The following is a 26,438-nucleotide window of genomic DNA, read 5'->3' as shown; positions in this document are numbered from 1 at the left end:
GTTCGATTCTCCTTCGCGTGAGGGCGCCGGTCGGCGCCCTGTTGCTTAGAGTCGTTTGCGCCCAGAGAAAATCGACAAGCCGGTTAGATCGATTTTCTCTAAGCGCGGGCGTCAGAAGATGTAATCGGTGGTCAGGAAGCTCGACTGACGATTGCGGATGATCTCGCTGATCAGCTCCTTGTTGGCGTGCTGGAACTTGGTCGCCACCAGGGTCCGGATGGAGAACACGCGCAGCGCATCATGCACCGACAGGGTGCCTTCGGCGCTGTTCTTGCGGCCGTTGAACGGGTAGGTGTCCGGCCCGCGCTGGCACTGGGCGTTGAGGTTGATGCGCCCGACCTGGTTGGCGAAGGTGTCCACCAGCATGCCGATGGTCTGCGGGTCGTTGCCGAACAGGCTCAGCTGCTGGCCGTAGTCGGAGTCGAGCACGTAGTCGATCACCGTTTGCAGGTCGCGGTAGGGCACCACGGGCACCAGGGGGCCGAACTGTTCTTCGTGGTAGACGCGCATGTCGGCGCTGACAGGGTAGAGCAAGGCTGGGTAGAAGAACGAGCCGCGGCTGAGCCCACCCCCTTCGTTGAGTACCCGCGCACCCTTGGCGGTGGCATCGGCCACCAGGCCGTCCAGGTAGTCGATCTTGCCCGGTTCAGGCAACGGCGTCAGGGCCACACCTGGCTCCCACGGCATGCCGGGTTTGAGGGCAGCGAGCTTGCGTTGGAACTTGTCCAGGAACGGCTCGACCACGTCCTCATGGACGAACAGGATCTTCAGGGCCGTGCAGCGCTGGCCGTTGAACGACAGGGCGCCGGTCACGGCCTCTTCGACGGCGTTGTCCAAGTCCACCTGGGGCAGGACGATGCCGGGGTTCTTGGCGTCCAGGCCCAGGGCTGCGCGCAGCCGATGCGGGCGTGGGTGCAGTTTCTTGAGGTCGCTGGCAGCTTTGTGGGTGCCGATGAAGGCGAACACGTCGATCTTGCCGCTGGCCATCAGGGCGCTGACCGTCTCGCGGCCACGGCCATAGATCACGTTGATCACCCCCGGCGGGAAGCTGTCGCGGAATGCCTCCAGCAGTGGGCGGATCAGCAGCACGCCGAATTTGGCCGGCTTGAACACCACGGTATTGCCCATGATCAACGCCGGGATCAGTGTGGTGAAGGTCTCGTTGAGCGGGTAGTTGTAGGGGCCCATGCACAGCGCGACGCCCAGCGGTGCGCGGCGGATCTGGCCGAGGGTGCCTTGCTCGAGCTCGAAGCGGCTGGAGCGCCGGTCCAGGTCTTTGAGGGCGTTGATGGTGTCGACGATGTAGTCACAGGTGCGGTCGAATTCCTTTTCAGAATCCTTGAGGTTCTTGCCGATCTCCCACATCAGCAGCTTGACCACCGCCGTGCGCTGCTCGCGCATGCGCGCCAGGAAGGCCTCGACATGCTGGATACGCTCGGCCACGCGCAGGGTCGGCCAAGTGCCGCGCCCCTTGTCGTAGGCCTGTACGGCGGCGTCCAGGGCGGTGAGGGCGGTGTCGGCATCGAGCAGGGGGGCGCTGCCCAGGATCACCTGGCGTTCCTCGTCGCCTTCCTTTAGCCAGACCGGGCTGCGCACCGTGGCCAAGGGGCCGTCCCAGCGGCGCAGTTGGCCGCCGACCAGGTAGTCGCGTTGTTCCAGCGGGGCGCCCAGGCGCCAGGCTTCGGGAATGTCGTCGGCAGCAGGAAACAGCGAATCGAGCAAAGGATCCATGGGTACGGCACCTCACGTTGTTTTTGGCTTGGTGAAACGCTTCAGCTTGTGAGCATGCACCCTGTCGTAGAAAAACACCAGTGTGGCTCAAATTTGCCCCCCGCACGCCGATACAGGATCAATCGAACTCGATCGTGGCCCATGAACACTCTTCAGCTCTCCCTCGATGAACCGGCTCCGCCCGCCAAATGCGCGCTGCGGCGCACGCTCCATCGCCTGTTGCCGGTCGGTTTCGCCGTGGTCGGCATCGGCCTGTCGGTGGTACTTGGGCATTTGGACAACCAGCGTGAGGAAAGCGAGCAGATCGCCAATATCTCAGCGCGTTTGTCTGGGGTGCGCGGTGCCCTGGAGGCCCAGTTGCGCGCAGCCTTCGGCGAGGCCGAGGGCATTGCGCAACTGATCGCCACCGATGGCCGTATCAGCGAGGCGCATTTTCAAGGCATGGCCTTCGATGCCCTCGAGTCGGTGCCCTACATGCATCACATCGCCCTGGCTCCGGATGATGTGATCAATGATGTCTACCCGCGTGAAGGTAACCTCGCCATCATTGGCTTGGACTACCGTCGCCTGCCCGACCAGTTCCCCATGCTGCAGTCGGCCCGTGAGCATCGCCAGGCGGTGCTGGCCGGGCCGGTCCAGCTGTTCCAGGGCGGCCGGGCGCTGATCTATCGGCGGCCGGTATTCGTCACGGGCAAGCGAGGGGTGAGGTTCTACTGGGGCAATGTATCGATCGTCGCGGATATCGATCGCTTGCTGTGGGCTGCGGGCCTGCGACCGGACATGGACTTCCAGGTGGCGGTCCGCGGTACGGACGGCAAAGGCGCCGAGGGTGCGATGATCTGGGGCGATCCGCACTTGTTCGATGAGCCGCTGCTCAGCCAGATGGTGGAGGTGCCCGGCGGCCATTGGCAAATGGTCGCCGCCCCACAGGGCGGATGGCCAGTGCTGGGCTTGTTCACGTCGCCGCTGTTCATGTTTGCCTTGACCTGCACGGGGCTGTTCAGCGTGTTCGTCGCTCAGCTCAACGGCAACCAGCGCCTGCTTAAACAGCGTAACCGCGAGCTGCGCCAGTCCCAGGCTCAACTCGAACGCCTGGCCCATTACGACACCATTACTGGCTTGCCCAACCGTGTCTTGTTCCAACGCCAACTCGCCGAGGCGATTGCCCAAGGCCATGGTCTGGCGGTGCTGATGCTCGATATCGATGGTTTCAAGCAGGTCAATGACAGCCTCGGCCATCCGATGGGCGATCTATTGCTGCAACAGGCCACTGCACGTTTTCTGCAGGAACTGCACAGCGCCGATCGGCTCTGCCGTCTGGGCGGTGACGAGTTCGTGTTCATGCTTCAGGGCAGCCAAGGTCAGGTCAATCTCCAGATACAAGCCTTGCTGCGGTGCCTGCAGCGGCCGTTCGACCTCAATGGCAATGCCGCGTTGGTCACCGGCAGCATTGGCGTGGCCCGGTGCCCGCAGCATGGGGAGGACGCCGACAGCCTGCTGCGCCACGCCGACACGGCGATGTACGCGGCCAAGGAGGGCGGGCGTAACGCCTGGCGCCCCTACCAGTCGGAGATGACCGAGCGCCTGCAACAGCGCCTGGAACTGGAGCGCAACCTACGCCGGGCATTGGAATGCGATGAGTTCGAGCTGTGGTACCAGCCTAAGGTGGACCTGTTCAGCGGTCGGCTTGAAGGGGTCGAGGCCCTGTTGCGCTGGCGCGATCCTGACCATGGACTGGTCTCGCCGGGCGAGTTCATCCCCTTGGCCGAGCGCACCGGGCTCATCATCCCCCTCGGTGAGCGAGTGCTGGAGCTGGCCTGCGCCCAGCTGGCGGCCTGGCGTGCGGCGGACTGCCTGCCTGGGCCGCTGGCGATCAATGTGGCGGCGTTGCAGATCGAGCGCAGCGACTACGTCGCCAGCTTGGCCACGGCCCTGGCGCGCCACGAACTGCCGGCCAGCCTGCTGGAGGTGGAGATCACCGAAAGCCTGCTGATGGAAAGCCAGCAACAGGCCTGTGCGGTGCTGGCGCAATTGCAGGCCATGGGCGTGGTCACGGCGGTGGACGACTTTGGCACGGGCTATTCGTCGTTGGCCTATCTGCGGGCACTGCCGATCGATCACTTGAAGATCGACCGGGCGTTCATCAAGGACCTGCCAGGCGATGACGACGCCGAAGCGGTGGCCCGGGGCATCATCGACCTGGGCCACGCCTTGGGCTTTCGGATCACTGCCGAGGGGATCGAGACCCAGGCGCAGTACGAATTCCTGCGCAACGTCGGGTGCGACCAGGGCCAAGGCTTTTTGCTCGGGCGGCCGATGCCAGCGTCAGTGCTGGAGCGTTGGCTGGCCGACCACCAAACCAAGGGGCGTTCGCTGGGCCTCTGACTGGCTCTGGTGCCATCGTTTTTGAACTTTGCCGCGCTGGGCGATTCCACCGGATGCCGGGGGCGGTTTTGTCCACCCGGCATTGTCAGAGGAGCGGCGCTATGAACACCGACACCGAATTCGGCGTACTGAACCAGCTTCCCCAGGCCAGCGAGCGACCCGAGGATGCCCCTGAGGTCATGCCCGACGACCCTGACTTGCAGGGCCTGCCAGGCGAGGACAAGCTGCCGGGCTGATGCCGGTAGCAAGGGAGGATCGCCGGCATGAAATTCGAACGTTTCGCCCAATGGCTGGCCAAATGGGCCGGCCGACCGCTGACCTTCGCCATCGCCTTGTTGTTGATCCTGGCCTGGGCTGTTAGTGGGCCGTTGTTCGACTTCAACGACACCTGGCAACTGGTGATCAATACCTCGACCACTATCATCACCTTCCTGATGGTGTTCTTGATCCAGAACACCCAGAACCGCGACAACGACGTCTTGCACATCAAGATCGACGAACTGCTGCGTACTACGCACAAGGCACACAAGGCGCTGCTGGACCTGGAGCACATGGATCCGGCCAAGTTGCACGCCCTGCGCAAGCAGTACCAGCAGATGGGCGAGGGCTGCGACGACTTGCCACCGGCCGCCACCGACGAGTCCGACTGACCGTCTGCCCGCTTCACTGGACTGATTCCGCCAACTTTGGAGGCAAGCATGGCCAGACACATCATTCACTTCACCGGCCCCATCAATTCATCCACCTGCGGCAACCTGATCACCACCTGCACCCGCGCCCTGCAACAAGGCGCGGATATTCTGCAAATCAACATCGCGACCATGGGCGGGGAGTGCAGCTACGGCTTCACGCTCTACAACTTCCTGCGCTCGTTGCCGGTGCCGGTGCATACCCACAACCTGGGTACGGTCGAATCCATGGGCAATATTCTGTTCCTGGCGGGCGAGCGGCGCACCGCATGCGTGCTGAGCAAGTTTCTGTTCCATCCGTTTCACTGGACCTTGCACGGCTCGGTGGACCACTCACGGATGGCCGAATACGCCATGAGCCTGGACTACGACCTGCGCCTGTATGCTCAGATCGTGGCCGAACGGACCGAGGGGGCCAGCGAAGTGCTCGATGTGCCGCGTTACCTGATGGCCTATCCGCGCATCCTGGGCGCCAAGGAAGCCCTGGCCAGCGGCATGATCGACGCCATCGACGAAATGCCGATCGAGGCCGATGCGTGCCAGCACAGTGTCCATGCGTGATTCGGGCTGATGTGCCCTTTTCGCGGGTAAACCCGCGAAGGGGCACCGCCGAAAACCGGTCAAATATCAACGCACGGATTCAGCCAGGCCCCGATCACAGGCGAGCAGCGACTGGATCATCAGCCTGATGTCATCTTTGAGTTCGGGCACCTGATCCAGATGCGCGAAGCAGCAATCGGCGATCTCGTGGCTGGCCGTGGGCCGCGGGGCGTCGGCGAATTCGGCTTCGAAGACGTAATGCACCCGGGCGGGCGACTCATAGCGCATCAGGAAGGTCAGCTTCCGGGCCTTGAGCCCGGTTTCCTCCAAAAGCTCGCGTTCGGCCGCCTCCACCGGGGTCTCGCCTGGCTCGATCTTGCCGCCTGGCAATGTCCAGGCGGCTTTGAGCTTTCTCACCCATAGCCATTTGCGGGTTTTCCTGCCATGGCGGCAGATCACGGTGGCGCGATGCTTGAGGGGCTTCATGCAGACTCCAGGCAAATCCAGTATTCCTACTGAATTGGGCCTTGGGTGCCAGCTGGAAGTTGTACCCGCCAGGATGAGCGGTCAGTAGGGCTGCGAGCCGCTCAAGGCCTCGATCGCTTCCACCAGCTCGTCATAGGCCACCGGCTTGTTCAAATGGCGGTCGAAGCCTGACTGGCGTGATTTGTACTGGTCAGCGCTGGCGCCATAGCCGGTCAGGGCGATGGCGGGTATGTCATGCAGGTGCGGGTGTTCGCGCAGTGCCTTGATCAGTGCATGGCCATCCATGACCGGCATGCCGATGTCCGAAAGAATGATGTCGTACTGCCCGTTGGCCGCGGCCTTCAGCGCCGCACGCGGGTCAGTGAAGGCATGGACCTGCGCCCCTTCCATCTCCAGCAGCTGTTGCATGATTTCCAGTACATCCGGTGAGTCGTCCACCAACAGCACCCGGGTATTGTCCAGCCGGGGGGCCATCTGCTGATCGCCTGGGCTGTGCTGCAGTTGCGGACTGAAGTGGCACAGCGGCAGGCGGACGGTGAAAGTGCAGCCTTTGCCCAGCCCAGGCGAGCTGGCCTGGACGCTGCCGCCATGGGCTTGGGCCAGCTGGCGTACCAGCGACAGGCCGATCCCCAGGCCTTCGCGGCTGTGGCTGGTGACTTGCGGGGCGGCCTGGGTGAACAGGTCGAAGATGTTCTCCAGGCTTTCCTCGCTCAGCCCCAGCCCCTGGTCGATCACCTGCAGCTGCGCCTGTTCGCCGTGGCTGGACAGCACCAGGCGGATCTCGCTACCGGCGGGGCTGAACTTCAGCGCGTTGTTGAGCAGGTTCCAGATGATCTGCTCCAGGCGGGTGATGTCCCCCTCTATGAACAGGGCGTTGTCGTCTGCCGGCAACTCCAGCACCACGTCGCACGGGTGTTGCTCGCTACGCACCACGGCATGGATGTCACGCAGGATGGTGCACAGGTTCACAGGTTCGGTCTTGAGCTTGAGCTTGCCGGTGCGGATGCGTGCCACATCGAGCAGGTCGTCGATGATGCGCGCCTGGCTGGCGACGGCTTCGCAGATGGTGCCGACGGCCTTGCTGGCGGCGCCGGTGTTCTTCACCGAAGGCAGGCGGCGCAAGATTTCGGCATTGAGCTGGATCAGGTTGAGCGGGTGCTTGAGCTCATGGGACATGATGGCGAAGAACTCGTCCTTCATGTGGCTGCTGCTCTGGGATTCGGCCAGTTGCTTGCTCTGCTCGTCGTGCAGGCGCTTGTGTCCGGTCAGGTCGCGGGCGATCTTGACGTAGCCAAGCAGGCTACTGCCTTTGAGCAGGGAAACTTCGCCGCTGCAGAAGAAGCGGCTGCCGTCCTTGCGCACGTGCCAGCGCTCGTCCTGGCCACGGCCGTTGAGGCGGGCACCGCGCAGCTCTCGGCTGGGCACGCTGTTGGCGCGGTCCTCCTCGGTGAAGATCAGCTCGTAATGGCGGCCGACCACCTCGTCTTTTGTGTGGCCGAAGATCAGCGTGGCACCGGTGTTCCAGTCGGTGATCACCCCGTGTTCGTCGAGCAGGATGATGGCGAAGTCATGGGTGCTTTCAGCCACCAGGCGCATGCGTTCTTCGCCCAGGCGCAGGCGCTCCTCGGCGGCGCGGCCCTTGCTGATGTCGATGAACGTGAGCACCGTGCCGTCGATCTTCTGCTCGTTGGCCCGGTAAGGCAGCAGGCGGGCCAGGTACCAGTGCTGGTTTTCACCGCACACTTCGCGCTCGATGGACGGGGTGCCCTGGGCCACGGCGCGGGCGTCGTCGGCCAACTCCGGGTAATCCAGGCGGTGGGTGATGTCGAGCAGCGAGCGGCCGGTATCCACGGACAGGATGTTGAAGATGTCGGCGGCGCGGGGGGTGAACCAGCGAATGCGCAGGTTGCGGTCGACGAACACCGTGGCAATGGCGGTGGAGGCAATCAGGTTGCTCAGGTAGTCGTTGACCTTGTCGGTCTCCTCGACCTTGTTCTTGAGCTCGTAGTTGACGGTCAGTAGTTCTTCGTTGATCGACTGCAGCTCTTCCTTGCTGGTTTCCAGCTCCTCGCTGGCCGAACGCAGCTCCTCGTTGATCGCCTGCATTTCTTCATTGGAGGCGGTCAGCTCTTCGCTGGAAATTTCCGATTGCTCGATGGTTTCCTGCAACTGAAGGCGGGTGCGTTGCAGCTCGCGCTCCAGGTTGTTCAGGACCATGCTGTCGGTCTGGCGAATGGCGCTGGTTGGCAGCAGGGAAGGGTCGGGCACGCGCTCCTCGAACACCACCAGCAGGCATTCGCTGCCGCTGGGTTCGTCCTTGTGCGGATGCACGGCGATTTCCACCTGCATCTGGCCCAGCTCGACCGGGCGGGAGGTCACCGCCTCGTTGCCCTGGCGAGCCTGGAACAAAGTGCTGCGCAGGGCCAGGCGCAGTTGTGGCAGCACCAGGTTGATCAGGTTGCGGCTGGGCTCGCCGCCGACCAGGTGCAGGAAGCGCCCGACGCCATCGCTCATGTGCAGGATATTGCCGTCGCCATCGAGAATGAGGCTGGGCGGGGTGCGCTTGGCCAGGGCGCGGTGATGCACCTCGGCATAGGAGAGCTTGCGGCCTGGGCGTAGCTTGGCCTGGCTGTCCTGCAAGGCGGCGGACACTTCGGCGCCGGGCAGCAGCCGACCTGAAGAGCGAATGGCAGGGCTCGCCGGGCTTGCGCGGAAAATACGATTGCGCTTGTCCACCGGAATGAACAGCTCGCTGGCCACATCCACCGATTCGGAGGTGCCCAAGAACAAGTGCCCGCCCGGGCGCAGGGCGAAGTGGAACATCTGCAGGATGTCGCGCTGCACCTCGCGATCCAGGTAGATCAGCAGATTGCGGCAGACGATCAGGTCGATTTGCGAGAACGGCGGGTCGGACAGCAGGTTGTGCCGGGCGAACAGCACTTTTTCGCGGATTTCCTTGCGCACCCGGTAATGCTGGTCTTCCTTGATGAAGAACTGGCGCAGCCGGGCCGGCGGCACATCAGTGACGATCGACTCCGGGTAGAGGCCGGTACGGGCGGTGCCGATGGCACGCTCATCCAGGTCGGTGGCGAACACCTGGACCTTCGCTGCGCGCCGCTCCAGCGCCAGTTGCTCGCATACGAGCATGGCCAGGCTGTACGCCTCTTCACCGGTGGAGCAGCCGGCCGACCAGACACGCACCTCGCTTGGTCCCTCACCGCTTTCGCCATCGCTGACCAGCTCCGGCAGGACATGGCGCTCCAGGGATTCGAACGCTTCGCGGTCGCGGAAAAAGTTGGTCACGCCGATCAGCATGTCTGCCAGTAGCTCGGCGGATTCGGCCGGGTGCTGCTCGAGGTAGCGCTGGTAGGCAGCCAGGTTCGGCTGCCCGGTGACGTGCAGGCGTCGCTCGATGCGCCGCAGTACGGTGGCACGCTTGTAGTGCTGGAAGTCATGGCCGGTATTGGTGCGCAGCAGCAGGAGGATTTCATCGAGCAGCGGTTCGGCCTGGGCGGGGTCGCCGCTACGGGTGCCCAGGGCAGGGGGCAGGGTGTCGTCCTCGATGGTCGGCAGCCTCACCTGGCGAGCGTTGCGCCATAGCTCCATGAGCTTTTGCGGCATCTCGGCCACCGGCAGCACGGCATCGACCATGCCCGTCTCCAGTGCCGCCCGCGGCATGCTGTCGTAGAGGGCATCATCGGGGGACTGCACCAGAGTCACGCCGCCTTGTTCCTTGATCCGCGACAAACCTACCGCTCCGTCGGCGCCGGTGCCGGAGAGGACCACGCAAAACGCATGGTCCTTGTGCACATCGGCCAGGTCGCGGAAGAACAGGTCGATCGCCACATGATCGCCCCGGCGACGGTTGGCCGGGCTGACACGCAGGTAGCCATCGTTGGTGGACAGGCGGTTGGCCGGTGAAATCACATAGACATGATTGCGCTCGATCGGCACCGGTTCGCTGACCTGCCGCACCGGCATGGCCGTGGTTTCCTGGATGATGCGGTCGGCAACGCTCTGGTGGTCCGCCGACAGGTGTAGCACCACCACGAAGGCCATGTCGCAATCGGCGGGCATTTGCTTGAAGAAAGTGCAGATCGCCTCCAGCCCACCTGCCGAAGCGCCGATGCCGACCACCGGAAAGTCCAGGTGGCTCGGGCTCAACGTCGGATTCTGAGGCGAGGCGACGGCGGGCTTGGAGGATGACTTCATGGGTGCAGCCTTCTGCATACCTAACGATTCGGCCCATCGAAGCATCGCCGGGCGGTTGATGCGCGATTATAGGCCCGCTCTCAACGGCGCGGCGAGTGCTCCTGGGCCTCGTTGCCCGCGTCGAACATTCGCTCGATCAGCGCCAGGTGCTCCAATGCCTCCTGGTAGCGTTCGGCCGCCTTTCGCCGCAATGTTTGGTAGCGGTCGAAGCGGCCGGCATCGAGCCCTGGGCGGTCAAGCAAGGCGAAGGCAGTGTGGTCGAGTTGGTAGGCTTGCTGGAGCAGACGGCGGTTCTGTTCCAGGGCGAGTTGTCGGCAGGCGTGGGCGGGGTGGGCATGGATCATGGCACGGTTCCTGGTCGAGGAATAATGGGCGTCCCTGTATGACCGCGCCGCCACTTTCGAAGTGCCAAAAAATCTTCTACCCGAAGACTCGCGTACAAATGTTTGACTCAAGCATTGTTTGGCGCCACTCGTCCGAGCCTCGACAGACCGATTGAGCAGAGCCTGCCCTGACCGGTTCGGAACTACTGCACGGTGCGATTCCGTGCCCAGCTAATCCACCTGTAAGGAGAAACGACATGGCTCGTGATCAAGAAAACAGCGGACAACGTGGCGGCACCAAGGAAACCAACCCGGGCAACTTCGCCAACGACCGCGAAAAAGCCTCCCGCGCAGGCCACAAAGGCGGGCAGAACTCCGGGGGCAACTTTGCCAACGACCGGGAGCGCGCTTCCGAGGCCGGCCGCAAAGGTGGCCAGCACAGCCACGGCGGCGGTCGCAATCAGTGACGCACGCCCGCTCCAGCCCGGTGTAGTACCTGCCGGGCACCGACCCTGGGCAAGTGGCCTCGTTCCGCTTGCCCAGGGTCGTTCCTGTTCTGATGGGAGATTGAAGCATGCGCGCACTCACTTACCACGGCGCCGGAGACGTTCGGGTCGACACCGTACCGGACCCGGTCATCGAGCAGAACGACGACATCGTGCTGCGGGTGACCGCCACGGCAATCTGTGGCTCAGACCTGCACCTTTACCACGGCAAGGTCCCGGCGATGGAGTCCGGTGACATACTGGGTCACGAATTCATGGGCATTGTCGAGGAGGTCGGCAGCGAGGTGACCGCTGTGCGTCCCGGCGACCGGGTGGTGATTCCCTTCGTGATCGCCTGCGGCAGCTGCTTCTTCTGCCAGCATGATTTGTTCGCGGCCTGCGAGACCACCAATACCGGGCGCGGCGCCATCCTCAACAAGAAAAGCATTCCGCCGGGGGCTGCCTTGTTCGGCTACAGCCACCTCTATGGTGGCGTGGCCGGTGGCCAGGCCGACTACGTACGGGTGCCCAAGGCCAATGTCGGGCCGTTCAAGGTGCCGGGGCAGTTGGCGGACGATAAGGTGTTGTTTCTTTCGGACATCCTGCCGACGGCTTGGCAGGCGGTTCTCAACGCCGAGGTCGGGCAGGGCGCGTCCCTGGCCATCTACGGGGCGGGGCCGGTGGGCCTGCTGTCGGCGGCTTGCGCACGTCTGCTGGGCGTCGAGCAGATCTTCATGGTCGATGGCTGCGGTTATCGGCTGGAGTACGCACGCCAGGCCTATGGCGTGATTCCGATCGATTACACCCATGATGACGACCCGGCCGACACTATCATCCGCCAGACCGCGGGCATGCGTGGCGTGGATGGGGTCATCGACGCGGTGGGCTTCGAGGCCAAGGGCAGCACCACCGAGACCGTGCTCACCGCGCTGAAACTCGAAGGCAGCAGTGGCAAGGCGCTGCGCCAGAGCATGGCGGCGGTGCGTCGAGGGGGCGTGGTGAGCGTACCGGGTGTCTATGCCGGCTTCATCCACGGTTTTCTGTTCGGCGATGCCTTCGACAAGGGGTTGACCTTCCGCATGGGGCAGACCCACGTGCAGCGCTATCTGCCTGAGCTGCTCGAGCACATCGAAGCGGGGCGGCTCGACCCTTCAGCCATCGTCACCCATCGCCTGGCGTTGGAAGAGGCGGTGCGTGGCTACGAAATGTTCGATGAGCAGCAGGAGCGTTGCCGAAAGGTCATTCTGGTGCCTGGCGCCGCGCCGAGCGCCTAGCAGGCTTCAGGTATCGGGCCACTCATTCGAATTGTTCGACAATCTTTTGAATCTTCGCGCAAAACCTTGATCCATCTGGATGTCATCCATGGAGAAGAGGAGGGCCCCTACGATGCCAACCCCACAGCTGTACATCATCGACTACCGGCTGCATGGCCAGCCGCGCAGTTTCATCATCCGTCTGGAGCGCATGGACAATGCCGAGGCCTGGCATTGGGCAAGCTGCGATGCTGGGGTGGGGATCATTCCGAAGTTCGGCCGAGAGAAGATCCGCAAGGTAAGCCGGCCCATGGCCGAGCGCTATGGCCTGAGTGACGTGAGCTGGCGACTATCGGGCAGCGGACCGGCCTTCGTACCGCTGTCGGGCCCAGGCGACGGCCAGGGACAACCTGAGTTTGGCTCAACCCAGGAAGACGCGGCGACCGCCTGATCTGCGGCTGATCCATGCGGGGCAAGTCTGCATTCCTGCAGCTGCAGGGACGCAGGTTTGCCCCGTGTACGTTCAGGCCCCCGATTCAGGGTCGCTGGCTGGAACGCCGGGGCGGTTGCCGTCGTCTTCCAGGTCCGGATCGGTATCGGGATCATCGGCGCGGTCGTTGCGCTGATCAGGGTTGAGTTCTGGCCAGTCGTCCTGGACGTTGCCGCCGCCCATCTGCAATGTGGTGTGCATGGTGACCTCCTCGGGTTCGAAAAAAGGGCCCGCCAGAAACGCGGGCCGAACACAGGAGTGGAGGCGAAGCCGTTGCCGCACCTCTCATGGATTGAGAGCCTTGATGGGACGAGTGCGATCGGTTTTTCGTGCATGCCCTGCGACCAACGGTCCTGTGGGGCTTGGCCGTTTACCCGCGAATGGGCCGATACGGCACTCAGCCATCGGACTGCTCTTCTGGGGGGACCTGGCCTTCCGGCCAGTCGGGGGCTTCCTTCTCCGGTGGTGGCACCGGTTCTCCGGGATTGTGAGGGATGTTGTCCACATAGGGATCGGGATCATTGGGCTGCTTGGGATCTGCCATGACTGGCCTCCGAGACGGGATGGCTTGCCTGGCATTAGGTTCGTGGGCCGAGGGATGCGTTCACTGCGGCGGTACGAACGGCAGCTCACCCCGAAGGGTGATGGTCGCCCTGGTCAGTGCGTGAAACAATCCCAGCCAGCCACGAACACGTACAACAACCCTGGCGGGGACCTGAGACATGAGCAAAGACCAGCTGAAATCGCCCGACTGGTACGAGCAGATGGCCCGTGTCATCGAGGCCATCGGCACGCCAGGCTTCGTCGAAGCGCTGTTCGGCGCGCTCAACTGCCTGGCCCAATGCCAGGCCATCACAGTGTTCCTCTACCCACGCAAGGGCCTGCCTTCGGCCTTGTTCGAGAAAGACGAAGAGGGCCCTTGGTTGCCTGAAGGCAACGTGCAGAAGTACCTCGAAGGTTATTACCTGCTGTGCCCGTTCTACCGCGCCTGCATGGAGGGGCTGGCCCCTGGCTGCTATCGCCTGAGCGATGTGGCACCGGACCACTTCAAGCGCAGCGAGTACTACCTGTCGTTCTACCAGCACGCGCACCTTGAGGACGAGCTCAACTACATCGTCCCGCTCGATGCGCAACTGACCATCGCCGTGGCCCTGGGCAGCACCCGGCGCCTGAGCGCGGCGCAGGTCGCCGACCTTAAACGCATCGCCCCGTGGGTGGTGGCGGTCGTGCGCCGGCACTGGGGCCAGCTGGATGCCGACAGCCTGGGCGGACGCTTCGAAAGCGCCTTAGGCCGGCAGATCAACGCCGCCCTGAACAATTTCGGTTCCTCCCTGCTGACCGAGCGCGAATGCCGGGTCGCCCAATACTTGCTGCGCGGCCACTCGACCCGCTCGCTGTCGGAACGTTTGGGGATCAGCGAAGACACGGTCAAGACCCACCGCAAGAACCTCTACACCAAGCTGGACATCGCCAAGCAGTCCGAGCTGTTCTCGTTGTTCATCGATTCATTGGCCCAGGCCCAGGAAGGCTTGAGCAAGGATCCGCTGGAAAGTTACCTGCGAAGGCGCTGACCGGCTTACCGCATCACCCCACCTACAACCATAACCAGCGGCCGCCCAGGCGGTCGCAAGGGAGTCCTGCGTGCATACATTGAGCGATTGGCAGCAGCGCGCTGCGCAACAAAGCTTCATCGACACCGCGTTGATCGACGGCCGCCGCGTGGCTGCCTGCTCGGGCGCGACCTTCGAGGCCATCAACCCGGCCACTAACCAGCTATTGGCCAAGGTTGCCGCCTGTGGCGAGCTAGAGGTCGATCAGGCGGTGCGCTCTGCCCGTCGGGCCTTCGAGCAAGGCCCCTGGGCCCGCATGGCGCCCACGGCCCGCAAACGCGTCCTGCTGCGCCTGGCCGAGTTGATGCTGGCCCACCGCGAGGAACTGGCCCTGCTCGATTCGCTGAACATGGGCAAACCTGTCATGGATGCCTACACCATCGATGTACCGGGTGCGGCGCACGTCTTTGCCTGGTATGGCGAGGCCCTGGACAAACTCTACGACCAGGTGGCGCCGACCGCAGGCAACGCGCTGGCCACCGTCACCCGCGAAGCCCTGGGGGTGGTGGGGGCGGTGGTGCCCTGGAACTTCCCCTTGGACATGGCCGCCTGGAAAGTCGCGCCGGCCTTGGCTGCCGGCAACAGCGTGGTGTTAAAGCCCGCCGAGCAGTCGCCGTTCTCTGCCCTGCGCCTGGCCGAACTGGCCTTGGAGGCCGGCCTGCCGGAAGGGGTGCTCAACGTGGTGACAGGCCTTGGCGAGCAGGCCGGTAAAGCCCTGGGCCTGCACCCGGATGTGGACTGCCTGGTGTTCACAGGCTCCACGCAGGTGGGCAAGTACTTCATGCAGTACTCGGCGCAATCGAACCTCAAGCAGGTCTGGCTCGAATGTGGCGGCAAGAGCCCGAACCTGGTGTTCGAGGACTGCCGCGACCTAGACCTGGCGGCGGAAAAGGCAGCCTTCGGCATCTTCTTCAACCAAGGCGAAGTCTGTTCGGCCAACTCGCGCCTCTACGTGCAGCGCTCGATCCACGACGAGTTCGTCGAACGCTTGCTGGCCAAAGCCCGCGACTGGATGCCGGGCAACCCCTTGGATCCGGCCAGCCGCGCCGGGGCCATCGTCGATGCCGGGCAAAGCGCACGCATCAGTGCGGCCATTGACCAAGCCAAGGCCGACGGCGCACGTCTACTGTGCGGTGGCCAGCGCCTGAGCATCAACGGCTCGGACAACTTCATCGCACCGACGATATTCACCGGAGTGAGCGCCGACATGGCGTTGGCCCGCGAGGAAGTCTTCGGCCCGGTGCTGGCGGTCAGCACCTTCGAGGACGAAGAGCAGGCCCTGCGCCTGGCCAATGACAGCATCTATGGCCTGGCCGCCTCGGTATGGAGCGATGACCTCAACCGCGCCCACCGTGTGGCCCGGCGTCTGAAGGCAGGCACCGTGTCGGTCAACACCGTCGATGCCTTGGATGTGGTGGTGCCGTTCGGTGGCGGCCGCCAGTCCGGCTTCGGCCGCGACCTCTCGCTGCATTCGTTCGACAAGTACACCCAACTGAAAACCACCTGGTTCCAGCTGCGCTGATATTTCTACGGAGAACAACAATGAACGCACCTTTCCAGCCGCAACGCGATACCCGCGACTACCAGAACGCCGATGCCGCCCACCACATCCATGCCTTCCTCGACCAGAAGGCGCTGAACGCCGAAGGCCCGCGGGTCATCGTGCGGGGTGAAGGCCTGCACCTGTGGGACAACGACGGCAAGCGCTACCTGGACGGCATGTCCGGCCTGTGGTGCACCCAGCTGGGCTATGGCCGCAAGGACTTGACCGCTGCCGCCGCCGCACAGATGGACCAGTTGCCGTACTACAACATGTTCTTCCACACCACCCACCCGGCGGTGATCGAGTTGTCCGAGCTGCTGTTCAGCCTGCTGCCGGGGCACTACAGCCATGCCATCTACACCAACTCCGGCTCCGAATCCAACGAAGTGCTGATCCGCACCGTGCGCCGCTACTGGCAGGTGATGGGCAAGCCTGAGAAGAGGATCATGATCGGCCGCTGGAACGGCTATCACGGCTCGACCCTGGCCGCCACGGCCCTGGGCGGCATGAAATTCATGCACGAGATGGGCGGGCTGATCCCCGATGTCGCGCACATCGACGAGCCGTACTGGTACGCCGAAGGCGGCGATCTGACCCCTGCCGAGTTCGGTCGTCGCTGCGCCCTGCAACTGGAGGAAAAGATCCTCGAACTGGGCGCCGAGAACGTTGCAGGTTTTATCGCCGAACCGTTCCAGGGCGCCGGCGGCATGATCTTCCCGCCAGAGAGCTACTGGCCGGAAATCCAGCGCATTTGCCGCCAGTACGACGTGCTGCTGTGCGCCGACGAAGTGATCGGTGGCTTTGGCCGTACCGGCGAGTGGTTCGCCCATCAGCACTTCGGCTTCCAGCCGGACACCCTGTCCATCGCCAAGGGCCTGACCTCTGGCTACGTGCCCATGGGCGGCCTGGTGTTGAGCAAGCGTATCGCCGAGGCGCTGGTGGAGCGCGGCGGGGTGTTCGCCCACGGCCTGACCTACTCCGGTCACCCGGTGGCGGCGGCCGTGGCCATCGCCAACCTCAAGGCCCTGCGCGATGAAGGCATCGTGCGTCAGGTCAAGGACGACACCGGCCCGTACCTGCAGCGTTGCCTGCGCGAGGTGTTCGGTGATCACCCGCTGATTGGCGAGATCCAGGGCGCCGGCCTGGTCGCGGCGCTGCAGTTCGCCGAGGACAAGGCCACCCGCAAGCGCTTCGCCAACGAGAACGACCTGGCCTGGCAATGCCGGACCTATGGTTTCGAGGAAGGCGTCATCATACGCTCGACCCTGGGCCGGATGATCATGGCGCCGGCCCTGGTGGCCAGCCGTGGTGACATCGATGAACTGGTGGCCAAGACCAAGATCGCCGTGGACCGTACGGCACGGGACCTGGCCTTGTTGTAAACCCGATTTGGGGCCGCTTGGCGGCTCTTTCGCGAAGCAAGGCCGTGCCTACAGGATCACGCGATCCCTGTAGCCCCGGCCTTGCGCCGTGAAAGGGCTGCACAGCAGCCCTGGATTCAGAAGGTGTAGCTCACGCCGGCCTGCACGGTGCGTGGCGCACCGGGGTAGACGTAGCTGTTGAAGGCGCCTTCGTCGTATTCCTTGTTGAACAGGTTTTTCAGGTCCAGGTTGAGGCGCACGTGCTCGTTGACCTGATAGAAGCTGAGCAGATCGACCACGGTGTACTGCTCCATGGTGTAGGTCTGCGTCGCGGTCTGGCCGGCGCGGTCGTCCACGTATTTCACGCCCATGCCCAGACCCAGCCCCTTGAGGCCTCCATCCTGGAACTCATAGGTATTGAGCAGGCTGAAGCTGTTACGCGGAATGTTGGCCAGGCGGGTGCCGGTCGGCAGGCTGGTGTCCTTGGTCACTTCGGCATCGACGTAGGCATAGCCACCGATCATCCGCCACTCGGGGGTGAGATTGCCGGCCACGGTGATGTCCAGGCCGCGGCTGCGTACTTTGCCGGCGGCCACCTTGTAGGTGCCGGTTGGGTCCAGCGGGTCGTTGGCCAGGACGTTTTCCTTGACGATATGGTAGATCGCCGCATCGACGCTCAACTGGCGATCCAGCGCCTCCCACTTCACACCCACCTCGTACGATTTGCCTTTTTCCGGGTCGAAGCCCTGGCCTTGCCGGCTGGCACCGCTATTGGGCTTGAACGAGCGGGCGGTGTTGGCGTAGACGGCGACCGTGTCAGTCAGGTCGTACATCAGACCCAGACGAGGGGTGACGGCGTTATCGGCGGCGGTCCAGTCAGCGGCGCCCGGCAGGTAGTTGTCGTACTGGTGTTCGAATCGCTCGAAACGCAAGCCCGCCAGGGCCTTGAGGCGGTCGGTGAGGGCCACCTGGTCTTGGATGAACGCTGCCCAGGTCTTGAGGTTTTCCTTGTCGTCGGTAGTGGTGCGGGTGAGGGCAGGGCGTGGCTGGCCCAAGACTGGATCGAACAGGTCGATCGGGTAGGCCGTGCTGCCTTTGGCCGAGCGCCGGATGATGGATTGGTAGTCGTAGTCTTCGTATTCGATGCCGGTCAGCAAGGTATGGGCGTAACCTGCGGTTTCAAAGTGCCCGGTCAGGTTGAGCTGGTAGTCCCGATCGGTCCATTGCAGTTTCCGATAGCTGAAATTGCGCCCGAGGGTACGGCCATCGGCTTGCAGTTCATTGGCTTCCACCGCATTGCCCTTGAGCGTGCCGTCGAGCCACTGCATGCCACCGCCCAGGGTCCAGTCCTCGTTGAGCTGATGCTCGAAGCGCAGCTGGGCCATGTTGTTGTCGTTGTGCAGCAGGTTGTCGGAGCCTTTTTCCCAGACGTTGGTATCGCGCGAAGCTTGGTCGCGCTGATTGGCAAAGCGTGTCAGCCCGCGGTCCAGAGGGTGGTTGTTGCGCATGAAATCGCCTTCGAAGACGATGCGCGTGGTGTCGTTGACCTGCCAGCTGAGCACGGGTGCGACGTCGTAGCGCTCGGTCTGCACGTCGTCGCGGAAGGTCTCGCCGCCTTCGCCGAGTACGTTCAGGCGGTAGGCCAGGCGACCTTCCTCGTCGAGCGGACCGGTGGCATCGAGGGTGGCGCGGTGCATCCCTTGGTCATCGAACTGGCTGCCCAAGGTGACCTTGCGTTCGGCCAGAGGCTGCTTGCTGACCACATTGAAGGTGCCACCGGGGTCGCCACGGCCGTAAAGGCTGGTAGCCGGGCCGCGCAGGATCTCCAGACGCTCGACGGTGTTGGCATCCGGCGCGTTGGGGTAGCCGCGGTTGATGGGGAAACCATTGCGGTAGAACTCGCCGGTGGTAAAGCCGCGCACGGTGAAGGTGGTCAGGCCCTGGCCGCCGAAGTTGTTGGCTCGTCCCACACCACCGGCATAGTCCAGCCCATCCTGCAAGCGGGTGGCGGCGGTGTCTTGCAGCACATCGCTGGGTACCACGCTGATCGATTGAGGCGTCTCGTGCAGCGCGGTGTCCGTGCGTGTGGCACTGGCTGAGCGCGTAGCCTTGTAGCCGATCACCGGACCGTCGGCGCGCTCCAGGTCGCTGGTGGCATCGATGTTGACCGCTTGCAATTCAAGAGTCGGCGAGGCCTGGGAGTCGGCCAGTGCAACGGGAGAAATAGCGGGAATCAGGCAGAGAGAAACGAACGTACGACGCATCGACAGCACGATCCTAGGGAGGGCGGGAGCTGCGGATCTTAACTGATAGGTATTATCATTTACAGTGGTATTTGGTGTACCACAGTACCAATTTCGAAGCGTCGTGAGCGGGCACGAAAAAGGGGGCACAGGGCCCCCAGTTCCGTCATCAGTGCGGTGCGCGCGGGATGGTCTTGAGCAGGTCTTCCGGGCTGATGTGTCCGACCACCTGGGCTACGGCGCTGCCCGGGCTTGGCAGGTCGATGATGTGGTCTTTCATCTTGCCGATCACATGCATCTCGCAGGGCTTGCAGTCGAACTTGAGGGTCAGCACTTCATCGCCATGCACCAGCTGCATCGGCGCGACCTTGGTGCGTACGCCGGTGACGCCCTTGGCCTGCTTGGGGCACAGGTTGAAGGAGAAGCGCAGGCAGTGCTTGGTGATCATCACCGGCACCTCGCCGTGCTCTTCGTGCGCCTCGAAGGCGGCATCGATCAGCTTGACCCCATGGCGATGATAGAAGTCGCGGGCCTTCTGGTTGTAGACGTTGGCCAGGAACGACAGATGCGCCTCCGGATACACCGGCGGCGGAGTGGTCTCGGCCTTGCGCCCGCCACGGGGGTGGGCCTTGACCCGGGCCTCGGTCAGCGCCTCGATGGCTTCGCGGCGCAGGGCCTTGAGTTGCGAGTTGGGGATGAAGTACGCCTGCGGGGCGTCCAGCTCGATGGCATGGGCGTAGTACTGGGTGGTGCCCAGTTGACCGAGCAAATCATGCAATTGGTCCAAAGCCTGCTGGGGCTTGTTGGCTTCGCCGAACGGGCCGTCCAGTGCGACCTGCACGCTGACGCCTTCTTCGCTGGTGACGGTCAGCGCCAGGCGCTGTTCGCGCAGCACGGCGTGCCACTCGACGCCCACACGACGTTCGGCGGAGGTGCGTTGCAGCGCCTGTTGCCAGTTGTGGTCCAGGTTGCGCGAGAGCGGATGGTTCGGACGCAGCTTGTGCAGGCCTTCGGGCATTTCGTTGGGCTCGACGCGGTAGCGATAGCGCTTCTGGCCGTCCTCTTCGAATTCACCTTTGGGTTCGGCGATGTTGGCACGAAAGCCCACCACCTCACGCTTGACGAGCACGTTGAGGCCGTCGCCGTTGGTCAGCGGCACCTCGGTGACCACGTGAAGGTCGCGTTTGCCGACTTTTTCCACCACGCCCACCGGCAAGCCGGTGAAGGTGGGCGAGTCGAAGGCGCCAATGTCGATTTTGCGGTCAGTTACGAAGTAATCGGTGCTGCCGCGGTGGAAGGTCTTGTCCGGATCCGGCACGAAGAAATGCTCGGTGCGACCGCTGGAGGCGCGGGCCAGGTCCGGGCGGTCCTCGAGGATGGCGTCGAGTTCCTTGCGGTAGTGGGCGGTGATGTTCTTCACATAGCCCATGTCCTTGTAGCGGCCTTCGATCTTGAACGAACGCACGCCGGCATCGACCAGGTCGCGCAGGTTGGCGGTCTGGTTGTTGTCCTTCATCGACAGCAGGTGCTTCTCGAACGCTACCACGCGGCCCTGGTCATCCTTGAGGGTGTAGGGCAGGCGGCAAGCCTGGGAGCAGTCGCCACGGTTGGCGCTGCGCCCGGTCTGGGCGTGGGAGATGTTGCACTGGCCGGAGAAGGCCACGCACAGGGCACCATGGATGAAGAACTCGATGGCCGCGTCGGTTTCGCTGGCGATGGCGCGGATCTGCTGCAGGTTCAGCTCGCGTGCCAATACCAGTTGGGAGAAGCCGGCCTGGTCGAGGAACTTGGCCCGCTCCAGGGTGCGGATGTCGGTCTGGGTGCTGGCGTGCAGCTCGATCGGTGGGATGTCCAGTTCCATCACCCCCAAATCCTGGACGATCAGCGCATCGACGCCTGCATCGTACAGCTGGTGGATCAGCTGGCGGGCAGGCTCGAGCTCGTTGTCATGCAGGATGGTGTTGATGGTGGTGAAGACGCGCGCGTGGTAGCGGTGGGCGAACTCCACCAGCTCGGCGATATCGCTGACTTCGTTGCACGCGTTGTGGCGGGCGCCGAAGCTCGGGCCGCCGATATAGATGGCGTCAGCGCCGTGCAGGATCGCTTCGCGGGCGATGGCCACGTCACGGGCGGGGCTGAGCAGTTCCAGGTGATTCTTTGGGAGGGACATGTCGTTAGGGTCGGGCTGTCACGGTCAAGGCGCGCATTGTACCGGTGAAATGGCCCGGGGGCATCCATCGGCTGTCCGATGGCGTGCCCCGCGTGGTGGGGGCGCAGGGCAACCCGCGGGTGCGCTGGTGGTTTCGCGACCGCATTCGCGGGTAAACCCGCTCCCACAGGGCCTGGCCCGACCCGTGTGGTAGGCGGGGCTTTTATGACGCCCTGCTGTGAGGACCGGCTCAGGCCTTGGCTGCCATTGCCGTGACTTCCACCCGCATCCCCTCGACCGCCAGGGCCGCTACGCCAACCGCCGCGCGCACAGGCCAAGGCTTGGCGAAGAAACGCTGGTACACCTCGTTGAACGCCGGGCGATCGGCCATGTCGGTCAGGTAGATGGTCAGGTGCAGTACGCGGTCCATGGAGCTCCCGGCGCGCTCCAGGGCGTCCTTGAGGGCTTGGAGTGTGCATTCGCTCTGCTCGACGATGCCGCCAAGCTCCAGGCTGCCGTCGGCGCGGGTCGGGATCTGGGTGGTGACCAGCAGGCCGCGAAAATCCGCGACGTCGGAGGAAATGGACTCCGGGTCCGGGTCCGGGATGAAGGTGATGTCTGCGTTTGCCATGAGGGTATTTGCCTTGCAACGGAAGGAAACCAGCAAGCCTACGCGAGCGGCCCAGGCGGGTCGAGCGGTGGCTCTGGTCGGCGGTATTTGAAATGCCGGGCATTGCTCGTCAGAATCGCGCCCCGAACCGGCCACTGGCGCCGGTCGAGTGATTGCGAAAAAGGGGCAAGGGTTGAACGAACAGACATTGTCGATGCGCCTGGAGCGCGTGGCCGCCCATGTGCCGGCTGGGGCACGCCTGGCCGATATCGGCTCGGACCACGGCTACCTACCGGTGGCGCTGATGCTGCGTGGCCGTATCGAAGCCGCCGTGGCCGGCGAGGCAGCGATGACGCCATTTCGCTCGGCCCAGCGCAAGGTGCGCAAGAACGGCCTGGAGCAGGCGATCACCGTGCGCCTGGCCGACGGTCTGGAAGCCATCGAGCCGCAGGATCGCATCGACGCCATCAGCCTGTGTGGCATGGGCGGGGAGAAGATCCGCGAGATCCTCGAGCGGGGCAAGCATCGCCTGAGCGGCAAGGAGCGGTTGATCCTGCAGCCGAACGTGCGTGAAGGCACCCTGCGCGAGTGGCTGATGGAAAACGACTACCGTATCGTTTGCGAGGAGTTGCTTGAGGAAAACGAGTTCACCTACGAGATCATCGTGGCCGAACCGTGTCAGGCGGTGGCGTATTCCCCAGAGGAATTGTATTTCGGGCCGTTGTTGATGCAGGAGCGCAGCCCTGCGTTTCTGGCCAAGTGGGGCCTGAACCTGCAACGCAAGCAGCGGGTCATGGCCCACTTCGCCCGTGCCCGGCAGGCGGTGCCGGCACAAAAGGCCCAGGAAGTGGCTCGACAGGTGCGCTGGATCGAGCAGTTGCTGGCGTAACTCCCGTTACAGCTGCGAGCAGTTGCCCATTTCCCGGTAGTCGACCTTGTGGGTGTGGCCCTGGTGATCGATGTAGACCATATGGGCGGTGCCCACCGCGCAATCGGCCGCATTGCTCGCCGGGGTGATGGAAATCACCTTGGCCACGTCCAAGGGCATGCCATATTCATAGGTCTCGCTGGTGGCCGCTACGGGCTGGCTGTTCGCAGGATCGGCAACGGCACCGAACGAAACCAGAGCGGCGAACAAGGTGAAGAAGGCGATCGAAGGTTTCATGGCGATGTTCTCATTTGGCGTTGACTCATGATGTATTTCTTGGGTATCGCCAATAAAGACTCTGATCCGTGATAGATTCCTGCCTCGAATGCACGAATAGGTCACAGGGAAAGACACATCATGGACATGCTGCACGCCATGCGAACCTTCGCCCGGGTTGTGGAATGTGGCAGTTTCGCCGCCGCCGCCAACGCCCTGGACATTTCTGCCGCCCAGGTGTCAAGGATCGTCGCGGAGCTGGAAAACCAGCTGCAGACCCGCCTGCTGCACCGCACCACCCGACGTCTGCGCATGAGCGAGGCGGGCGAGCGGTTCCTCGAACGCTCGCGGCAGATCATGCTGCTGACCGAAGAAGCCATGGACGAGGCACGCGGAGCCCACCTCACGCCCCGTGGCCGGTTGCGCCTGCATTGCACCCATGGCCTGGGGCTATTGATGATGCCGCTGGTGGCCCGCTACAACGCCACCTGCCCGGAAGTGGTCATGGAACTCACGTTGTCCCAGCGCAACCCGGACCCGCTGGCGGACGGCCAGGACGTGGTGATCGCCATCGGCCAGGGCCTGCCGGACTCGCAACTGATCGCCATCCCCCTGGGCAGCATCCACAGCATTCTCTGCGCTTCGCCCGATTACCTGGCACGTCATGGCGTGCCTCAGCGCCCGGAAGACCTGCACCAACATGTGTGCTTGCGCACAGTGGACCCGTTGTTCGAGGAGGACTGGTCGTTCGAAGGGGCAGACCCTTGCGTGATCGTGCCCCAGGACACCTTCCTGACCAATGTGGCCGACGCCATGCTCAAGGCGACGGAGCTTGGCATGGGCATCGGCCTGTTGCCGTATTACTCGGCTACCCAGGCCATCGAGCAAGGCCGCCTGTGCCGGTTGCTCGCGCCCCATCGGCTGCGTCAGCGGGAGATCTATGCAATCTACCCGTCGCGGCATTACCTGGACGCCAAGGTCCGCACCTGGCTGGATTTTCTAAAGGAGCAGTTGCCGGTGTTGTTCCAGGCCCATGAACAGGTGGTGGACGACCCGCGCTACTGGCGGTGACCCTTGTGGGGCGGCCCTGAGGTGCCCTCTTGGCGGTTGAACCCACAACACGATCCAGAGCGGCACCTCATGCCATCGGGTTTGGCCCGGCATCTATCCCAGGCCAATCCAACGTCTGCTCAGCGGCTGTCCTGATCCTCGGCAGCACCGCCCGAGGCGCCTGCACCGGTGCCGGTGGCCTCGCCGGTGTTATTGGAGCCCCCGGTAGTGCCATCGGGCACGTCAGAGCTGGAGTTGGTATCGGTGCTGTCGTTATCGCGGGTGCTATCAGGGTCGTTGACGCTGTTGCCTTGGCTCCCGGTGGTGCCTTGGGAATGCTCACCGGAGGAGTGGTCGGCCTTGGGGTGGGTGTCGGTGCCGTTCATATCGGTGGCGGCCAGGCTGGCAGTGGTGGTCAGGCCCAGGCACAGGGCGAGGAACAGGGGCTGGAAACGAACCATGGCGAATCTCCTGTCGGGATGATTGTCCTGCGTTCGGCCATGGGAGACGGGGCAGGGTGCCCTTCAGGCGACGGATGGTAAGGGGAGAGGGGGCAAGTGGGAGCGTCGGCCTGACACTCCCACAGGGCCTTGCCGGGTCAGCCCATCAGGAGGAGGGTTCTGTGCGCGACGACGGGGTCTCGCCGTTCGCTGTCTCGCCCATCGGCGGATGCTCCTGGGCCGCATGCATCAGCTCTTCGGTCACCCGCAGCTCGGCGCCAGTGGGTGAAAAGGTGGCCGTCGGCGCGAAGGGCGCGGGGTGTTCCGGGGCCGGGCGCTTGCCGCGGCGCCACAGGAAGAAACCCACCATCGCCAGGTTGATCACCGCAAAGGCCCAGAACAGCCCCGTCTCGCCGTAGACGTTCATCACCGGAGAGATCGCCAGCGGGGCCATCGACGAGCCCAGCGAATTGATCAGCAGCAGGCCTTGGATCATGGGCACCAGCGCATCGGCTGGGGCACGGTCGGCCGCGCTACTGACCGCCACCGGGTACAAGGCGAATACGCCGCCGCCGAGCAAGAACAGCATCGCTGGCAACCACTGCGACTCAGCCGGTAGCAGCACAATCACCACCGACAGTACGGTGCACATCGCCGCCAGGGCGACCAGCACGCTTTGCCGGTCCTTGCGGTCGGACCAACGCCCAACAGGATATTGCAGCAACATGGCGCCGAGGATCACCCAGGCCATCATGTTGCCCACCTCGCCTACGCCCAGGCCGATGCGTTGCAGGTACAGCGGCAGCAGGGCGTAGATCCCGGCAATGGCCACACCCGAGCCAAAGCAGCCGACCAAGCCGGTCGGGGCGATGCCCAGGAGCTGCCGCGGCTTGAGCGGTTCGACCTGATCGAGCAGCGGCGAGACACGCGGCAGAATTACGATCGGCAGCACCGACAGGGTGGCGAGCATGCCGGCGACCATGAACGGTGCGGTCTCGCCCCAGCCGGTGACTTCGCCCAGCGTCGCCTGGGCCAGGACCCCGGCGCCGTAGAAGGCGATCATGTACAGCGCCAGCAGACGGCCACGTATCTTCGGATCGCCGGCCAGCAGCAGCCAGCTCTCGATGACCAGGAACACACCGACCGCAGCCCAGCCGTTGATCAGGCGCAAAGCGAACCACCAGGTGGTGTCGTAGAACAGACCCTGCAGCAGGATGGTCGCGGCGATCAGCGAGGCGAAGCTGGTGTAGGCACGGATATGACCAATGCGCAGGATCAACCGGTCGTTGAAGACCGCCCCGAGTGTCAGGCCGATGAAATAGGCCGACGAGACGATGCCGATCATGGTGGCCGATTCGCCGGCGGAGCCCAGGCGCAACGTGGTGAGGGAGGACAGGAAGCCGTTGCCCAGGGCAATGATGAACAGCCCGAGCAGGGGTGCCAGCGCCATGGCCAGCAAACGCGGAGACATAGTTACCTCTAGTTGGAAAACGCCGAAAGTGTGCCTTTTCGGTGGGCGCAAGGGCTGCGCGGGTATGCCTGGCTGTCGGTGCGAGCGAGGTGCGGCTCAACCGTCTGCATTGACGGCATGGCCGGGGGGCGAAAAGGAGGCGCGATTCTAAAGCCTGGGCGGTGGCCGGGCCCTGCGACCAGAAGCCGCACCGGACCGGGTCTGGGCCAACGCGTTTTCACCG

General features: G+C 63.9%; 23 protein-coding genes and 1 pseudogene. 12 read left to right on the top strand and 12 right to left on the bottom strand.

The annotated features are described in order from the left end of the window. Positions 1–111: 111 nt before the first annotated feature. Positions 112–1,731 carry an NADP-dependent glyceraldehyde-3-phosphate dehydrogenase gene (locus tag HMPREF3173_RS13570; protein WP_070573829.1) on the bottom strand — a complete coding sequence of 540 codons (1,620 nt, stop codon included), beginning with the start codon at positions 1,729–1,731 and terminating at the stop codon, positions 112–114. Between the two features lie 141 nt (positions 1,732–1,872). Here HMPREF3173_RS13570 and HMPREF3173_RS13565 point away from each other — a divergent pair, with 141 nt between their 5' ends. The 4 genes from HMPREF3173_RS13565 (at position 1,873) to HMPREF3173_RS13555 (ending at position 5,366) form a co-directional block, all read left to right on the top strand. Further along, a complete protein-coding gene (locus tag HMPREF3173_RS13565) occupies positions 1,873–4,116 on the top strand; it encodes a putative bifunctional diguanylate cyclase/phosphodiesterase (RefSeq protein ID WP_070573827.1) in 2,244 nt (747 codons plus the stop codon). Between the two features lie 101 nt (positions 4,117–4,217). Then, the gene (locus tag HMPREF3173_RS25015) at positions 4,218–4,352 is read left to right on the top strand and encodes a hypothetical protein (RefSeq protein ID WP_256544483.1); all 135 of its coding nucleotides are present in this window, start codon (positions 4,218–4,220) and stop codon (positions 4,350–4,352) included. A gap of 27 nt (positions 4,353–4,379) precedes the next feature. After that, positions 4,380–4,766 (top strand): low affinity iron permease family protein, encoded by a 387-nt coding sequence (locus HMPREF3173_RS13560; protein ID WP_070573825.1) that lies wholly within the window; start codon positions 4,380–4,382, stop codon positions 4,764–4,766. A 48-nt stretch (positions 4,767–4,814) separates the two neighbouring features. Next, complete coding sequence (locus HMPREF3173_RS13555; protein ID WP_043213344.1) at positions 4,815–5,366, top strand: ATP-dependent Clp protease proteolytic subunit; 552 nt, start codon at positions 4,815–4,817, stop codon at positions 5,364–5,366. 66 nt (positions 5,367–5,432) lie between these two features. Here the strand turns inward: HMPREF3173_RS13555 and HMPREF3173_RS13550 are convergent, their stop codons facing one another. The 3 genes from HMPREF3173_RS13550 to HMPREF3173_RS13540 form a co-directional block, all read right to left on the bottom strand. After that, positions 5,433–5,831 carry an NUDIX domain-containing protein gene (locus HMPREF3173_RS13550; RefSeq protein ID WP_070573823.1) on the bottom strand — a complete coding sequence of 133 codons (399 nt, stop codon included), beginning with the start codon at positions 5,829–5,831 and terminating at the stop codon, positions 5,433–5,435. A gap of 81 nt (positions 5,832–5,912) precedes the next feature. Beyond that, positions 5,913–10,043, bottom strand: a complete 4,131-nt coding sequence (locus HMPREF3173_RS13545) for a CheR family methyltransferase (protein ID WP_070573821.1) — start codon at positions 10,041–10,043, stop codon at positions 5,913–5,915. An 80-nt stretch (positions 10,044–10,123) separates the two neighbouring features. Beyond that, a complete protein-coding gene (locus tag HMPREF3173_RS13540; RefSeq protein ID WP_070573819.1) occupies positions 10,124–10,387 on the bottom strand; it encodes a hypothetical protein in 264 nt (87 codons plus the stop codon). A gap of 290 nt (positions 10,388–10,677) precedes the next feature. Between HMPREF3173_RS13540 and HMPREF3173_RS13535 the strand changes: the two are divergent. From HMPREF3173_RS13535 to HMPREF3173_RS13525, 3 genes and pseudogenes are all read left to right on the top strand, one after another. Further along, a pseudogene (locus HMPREF3173_RS13535) lies at positions 10,678–10,833 on the top strand (general stress protein); the annotation flags it as partial. Positions 10,834–10,940: 107 nt separating this feature from the next. Next, positions 10,941–12,125, top strand: a complete 1,185-nt coding sequence (locus HMPREF3173_RS13530) for a zinc-dependent alcohol dehydrogenase (RefSeq protein ID WP_043213335.1) — start codon at positions 10,941–10,943, stop codon at positions 12,123–12,125. A gap of 112 nt (positions 12,126–12,237) precedes the next feature. Next, complete coding sequence (locus HMPREF3173_RS13525; protein WP_256544482.1) at positions 12,238–12,555, top strand: DUF6555 family protein; 318 nt, start codon at positions 12,238–12,240, stop codon at positions 12,553–12,555. A gap of 72 nt (positions 12,556–12,627) precedes the next feature. Here the strand turns inward: HMPREF3173_RS13525 and HMPREF3173_RS24615 are convergent, their stop codons facing one another. Both HMPREF3173_RS24615 and HMPREF3173_RS24610 read right to left on the bottom strand, forming a co-directional pair. Next, positions 12,628–12,795, bottom strand: coding sequence for a hypothetical protein (locus tag HMPREF3173_RS24615; RefSeq protein WP_167358052.1), 168 nt, complete (start codon positions 12,793–12,795; stop codon positions 12,628–12,630). Positions 12,796–12,991: 196 nt separating this feature from the next. Further along, a complete protein-coding gene (locus HMPREF3173_RS24610) occupies positions 12,992–13,138 on the bottom strand; it encodes a hypothetical protein (protein WP_167358054.1) in 147 nt (48 codons plus the stop codon). A 178-nt stretch (positions 13,139–13,316) separates the two neighbouring features. On the opposite strand from HMPREF3173_RS24610, the gene HMPREF3173_RS13520 reads away from it, so the two are divergent. The 3 genes from HMPREF3173_RS13520 to HMPREF3173_RS13510 all read left to right on the top strand — a co-directional run bounded on the left by HMPREF3173_RS13520 (position 13,317) and on the right by HMPREF3173_RS13510 (position 17,129). Continuing rightward, positions 13,317–14,165, top strand: a complete 849-nt coding sequence (locus tag HMPREF3173_RS13520; protein WP_070573817.1) for a helix-turn-helix transcriptional regulator — start codon at positions 13,317–13,319, stop codon at positions 14,163–14,165. A 70-nt stretch (positions 14,166–14,235) separates the two neighbouring features. Next, positions 14,236–15,726: an aldehyde dehydrogenase gene (locus HMPREF3173_RS13515; RefSeq protein WP_070573816.1), complete on the top strand. Its 1,491-nt coding sequence runs from the start codon at positions 14,236–14,238 to the stop codon at positions 15,724–15,726. Between the two features lie 20 nt (positions 15,727–15,746). Continuing rightward, positions 15,747–17,129 carry an aspartate aminotransferase family protein gene (locus HMPREF3173_RS13510; RefSeq protein ID WP_070573814.1) on the top strand — a complete coding sequence of 461 codons (1,383 nt, stop codon included), beginning with the start codon at positions 15,747–15,749 and terminating at the stop codon, positions 17,127–17,129. Between the two features lie 116 nt (positions 17,130–17,245). On the opposite strand, the gene HMPREF3173_RS13505 is transcribed toward HMPREF3173_RS13510, so the two are convergent. The 3 genes from HMPREF3173_RS13505 to HMPREF3173_RS13495 all read right to left on the bottom strand — a co-directional run bounded on the left by HMPREF3173_RS13505 (position 17,246) and on the right by HMPREF3173_RS13495 (position 22,131). Continuing rightward, complete coding sequence (locus HMPREF3173_RS13505; RefSeq protein WP_070573812.1) at positions 17,246–19,372, bottom strand: TonB-dependent siderophore receptor; 2,127 nt, start codon at positions 19,370–19,372, stop codon at positions 17,246–17,248. Positions 19,373–19,520: 148 nt separating this feature from the next. Further along, positions 19,521–21,521: a peptidase U32 family protein gene (locus HMPREF3173_RS13500; RefSeq protein WP_070573810.1), complete on the bottom strand. Its 2,001-nt coding sequence runs from the start codon at positions 21,519–21,521 to the stop codon at positions 19,521–19,523. 229 nt (positions 21,522–21,750) lie between these two features. Beyond that, on the bottom strand, positions 21,751–22,131 hold the full coding sequence (locus tag HMPREF3173_RS13495; protein WP_070573807.1) for a RidA family protein: 381 nt from the start codon (positions 22,129–22,131) through the stop codon (positions 21,751–21,753). 172 nt (positions 22,132–22,303) lie between these two features. Here HMPREF3173_RS13495 and HMPREF3173_RS13490 point away from each other — a divergent pair, with 172 nt between their 5' ends. Further along, complete coding sequence (locus HMPREF3173_RS13490) at positions 22,304–22,999, top strand: tRNA (adenine(22)-N(1))-methyltransferase (protein WP_070573804.1); 696 nt, start codon at positions 22,304–22,306, stop codon at positions 22,997–22,999. A gap of 6 nt (positions 23,000–23,005) precedes the next feature. Here HMPREF3173_RS13490 and HMPREF3173_RS13485 read toward each other — a convergent pair whose 3' ends face one another. Continuing rightward, positions 23,006–23,275 (bottom strand): DUF2790 domain-containing protein, encoded by a 270-nt coding sequence (locus HMPREF3173_RS13485; RefSeq protein ID WP_070573802.1) that lies wholly within the window; start codon positions 23,273–23,275, stop codon positions 23,006–23,008. 120 nt (positions 23,276–23,395) lie between these two features. Between HMPREF3173_RS13485 and HMPREF3173_RS13480 the strand changes: the two genes are divergently transcribed. Then, positions 23,396–24,325, top strand: coding sequence for a LysR family transcriptional regulator (locus HMPREF3173_RS13480; RefSeq protein WP_043213317.1), 930 nt, complete (start codon positions 23,396–23,398; stop codon positions 24,323–24,325). A 119-nt stretch (positions 24,326–24,444) separates the two neighbouring features. Here HMPREF3173_RS13480 and HMPREF3173_RS13475 read toward each other — a convergent pair whose 3' ends face one another. Both HMPREF3173_RS13475 and HMPREF3173_RS13470 read right to left on the bottom strand, forming a co-directional pair. Next, the gene (locus tag HMPREF3173_RS13475) at positions 24,445–24,765 is read right to left on the bottom strand and encodes a hypothetical protein (RefSeq protein ID WP_070573800.1); all 321 of its coding nucleotides are present in this window, start codon (positions 24,763–24,765) and stop codon (positions 24,445–24,447) included. Between the two features lie 145 nt (positions 24,766–24,910). Beyond that, positions 24,911–26,215 carry an MFS transporter gene (locus HMPREF3173_RS13470; protein WP_070573798.1) on the bottom strand — a complete coding sequence of 435 codons (1,305 nt, stop codon included), beginning with the start codon at positions 26,213–26,215 and terminating at the stop codon, positions 24,911–24,913. Between the last annotated feature and the right edge of the window lie 223 nt (positions 26,216–26,438).

The organism is Pseudomonas sp. HMSC08G10, assembly GCF_001808425.1.
GTDB classification, from domain to species: domain Bacteria; phylum Pseudomonadota; class Gammaproteobacteria; order Pseudomonadales; family Pseudomonadaceae; genus Aquipseudomonas; species Aquipseudomonas guariconensis.
Note: the sequence above shows the minus strand (reverse complement) of the source record. Positions and strands in the feature narration are given on the sequence as shown.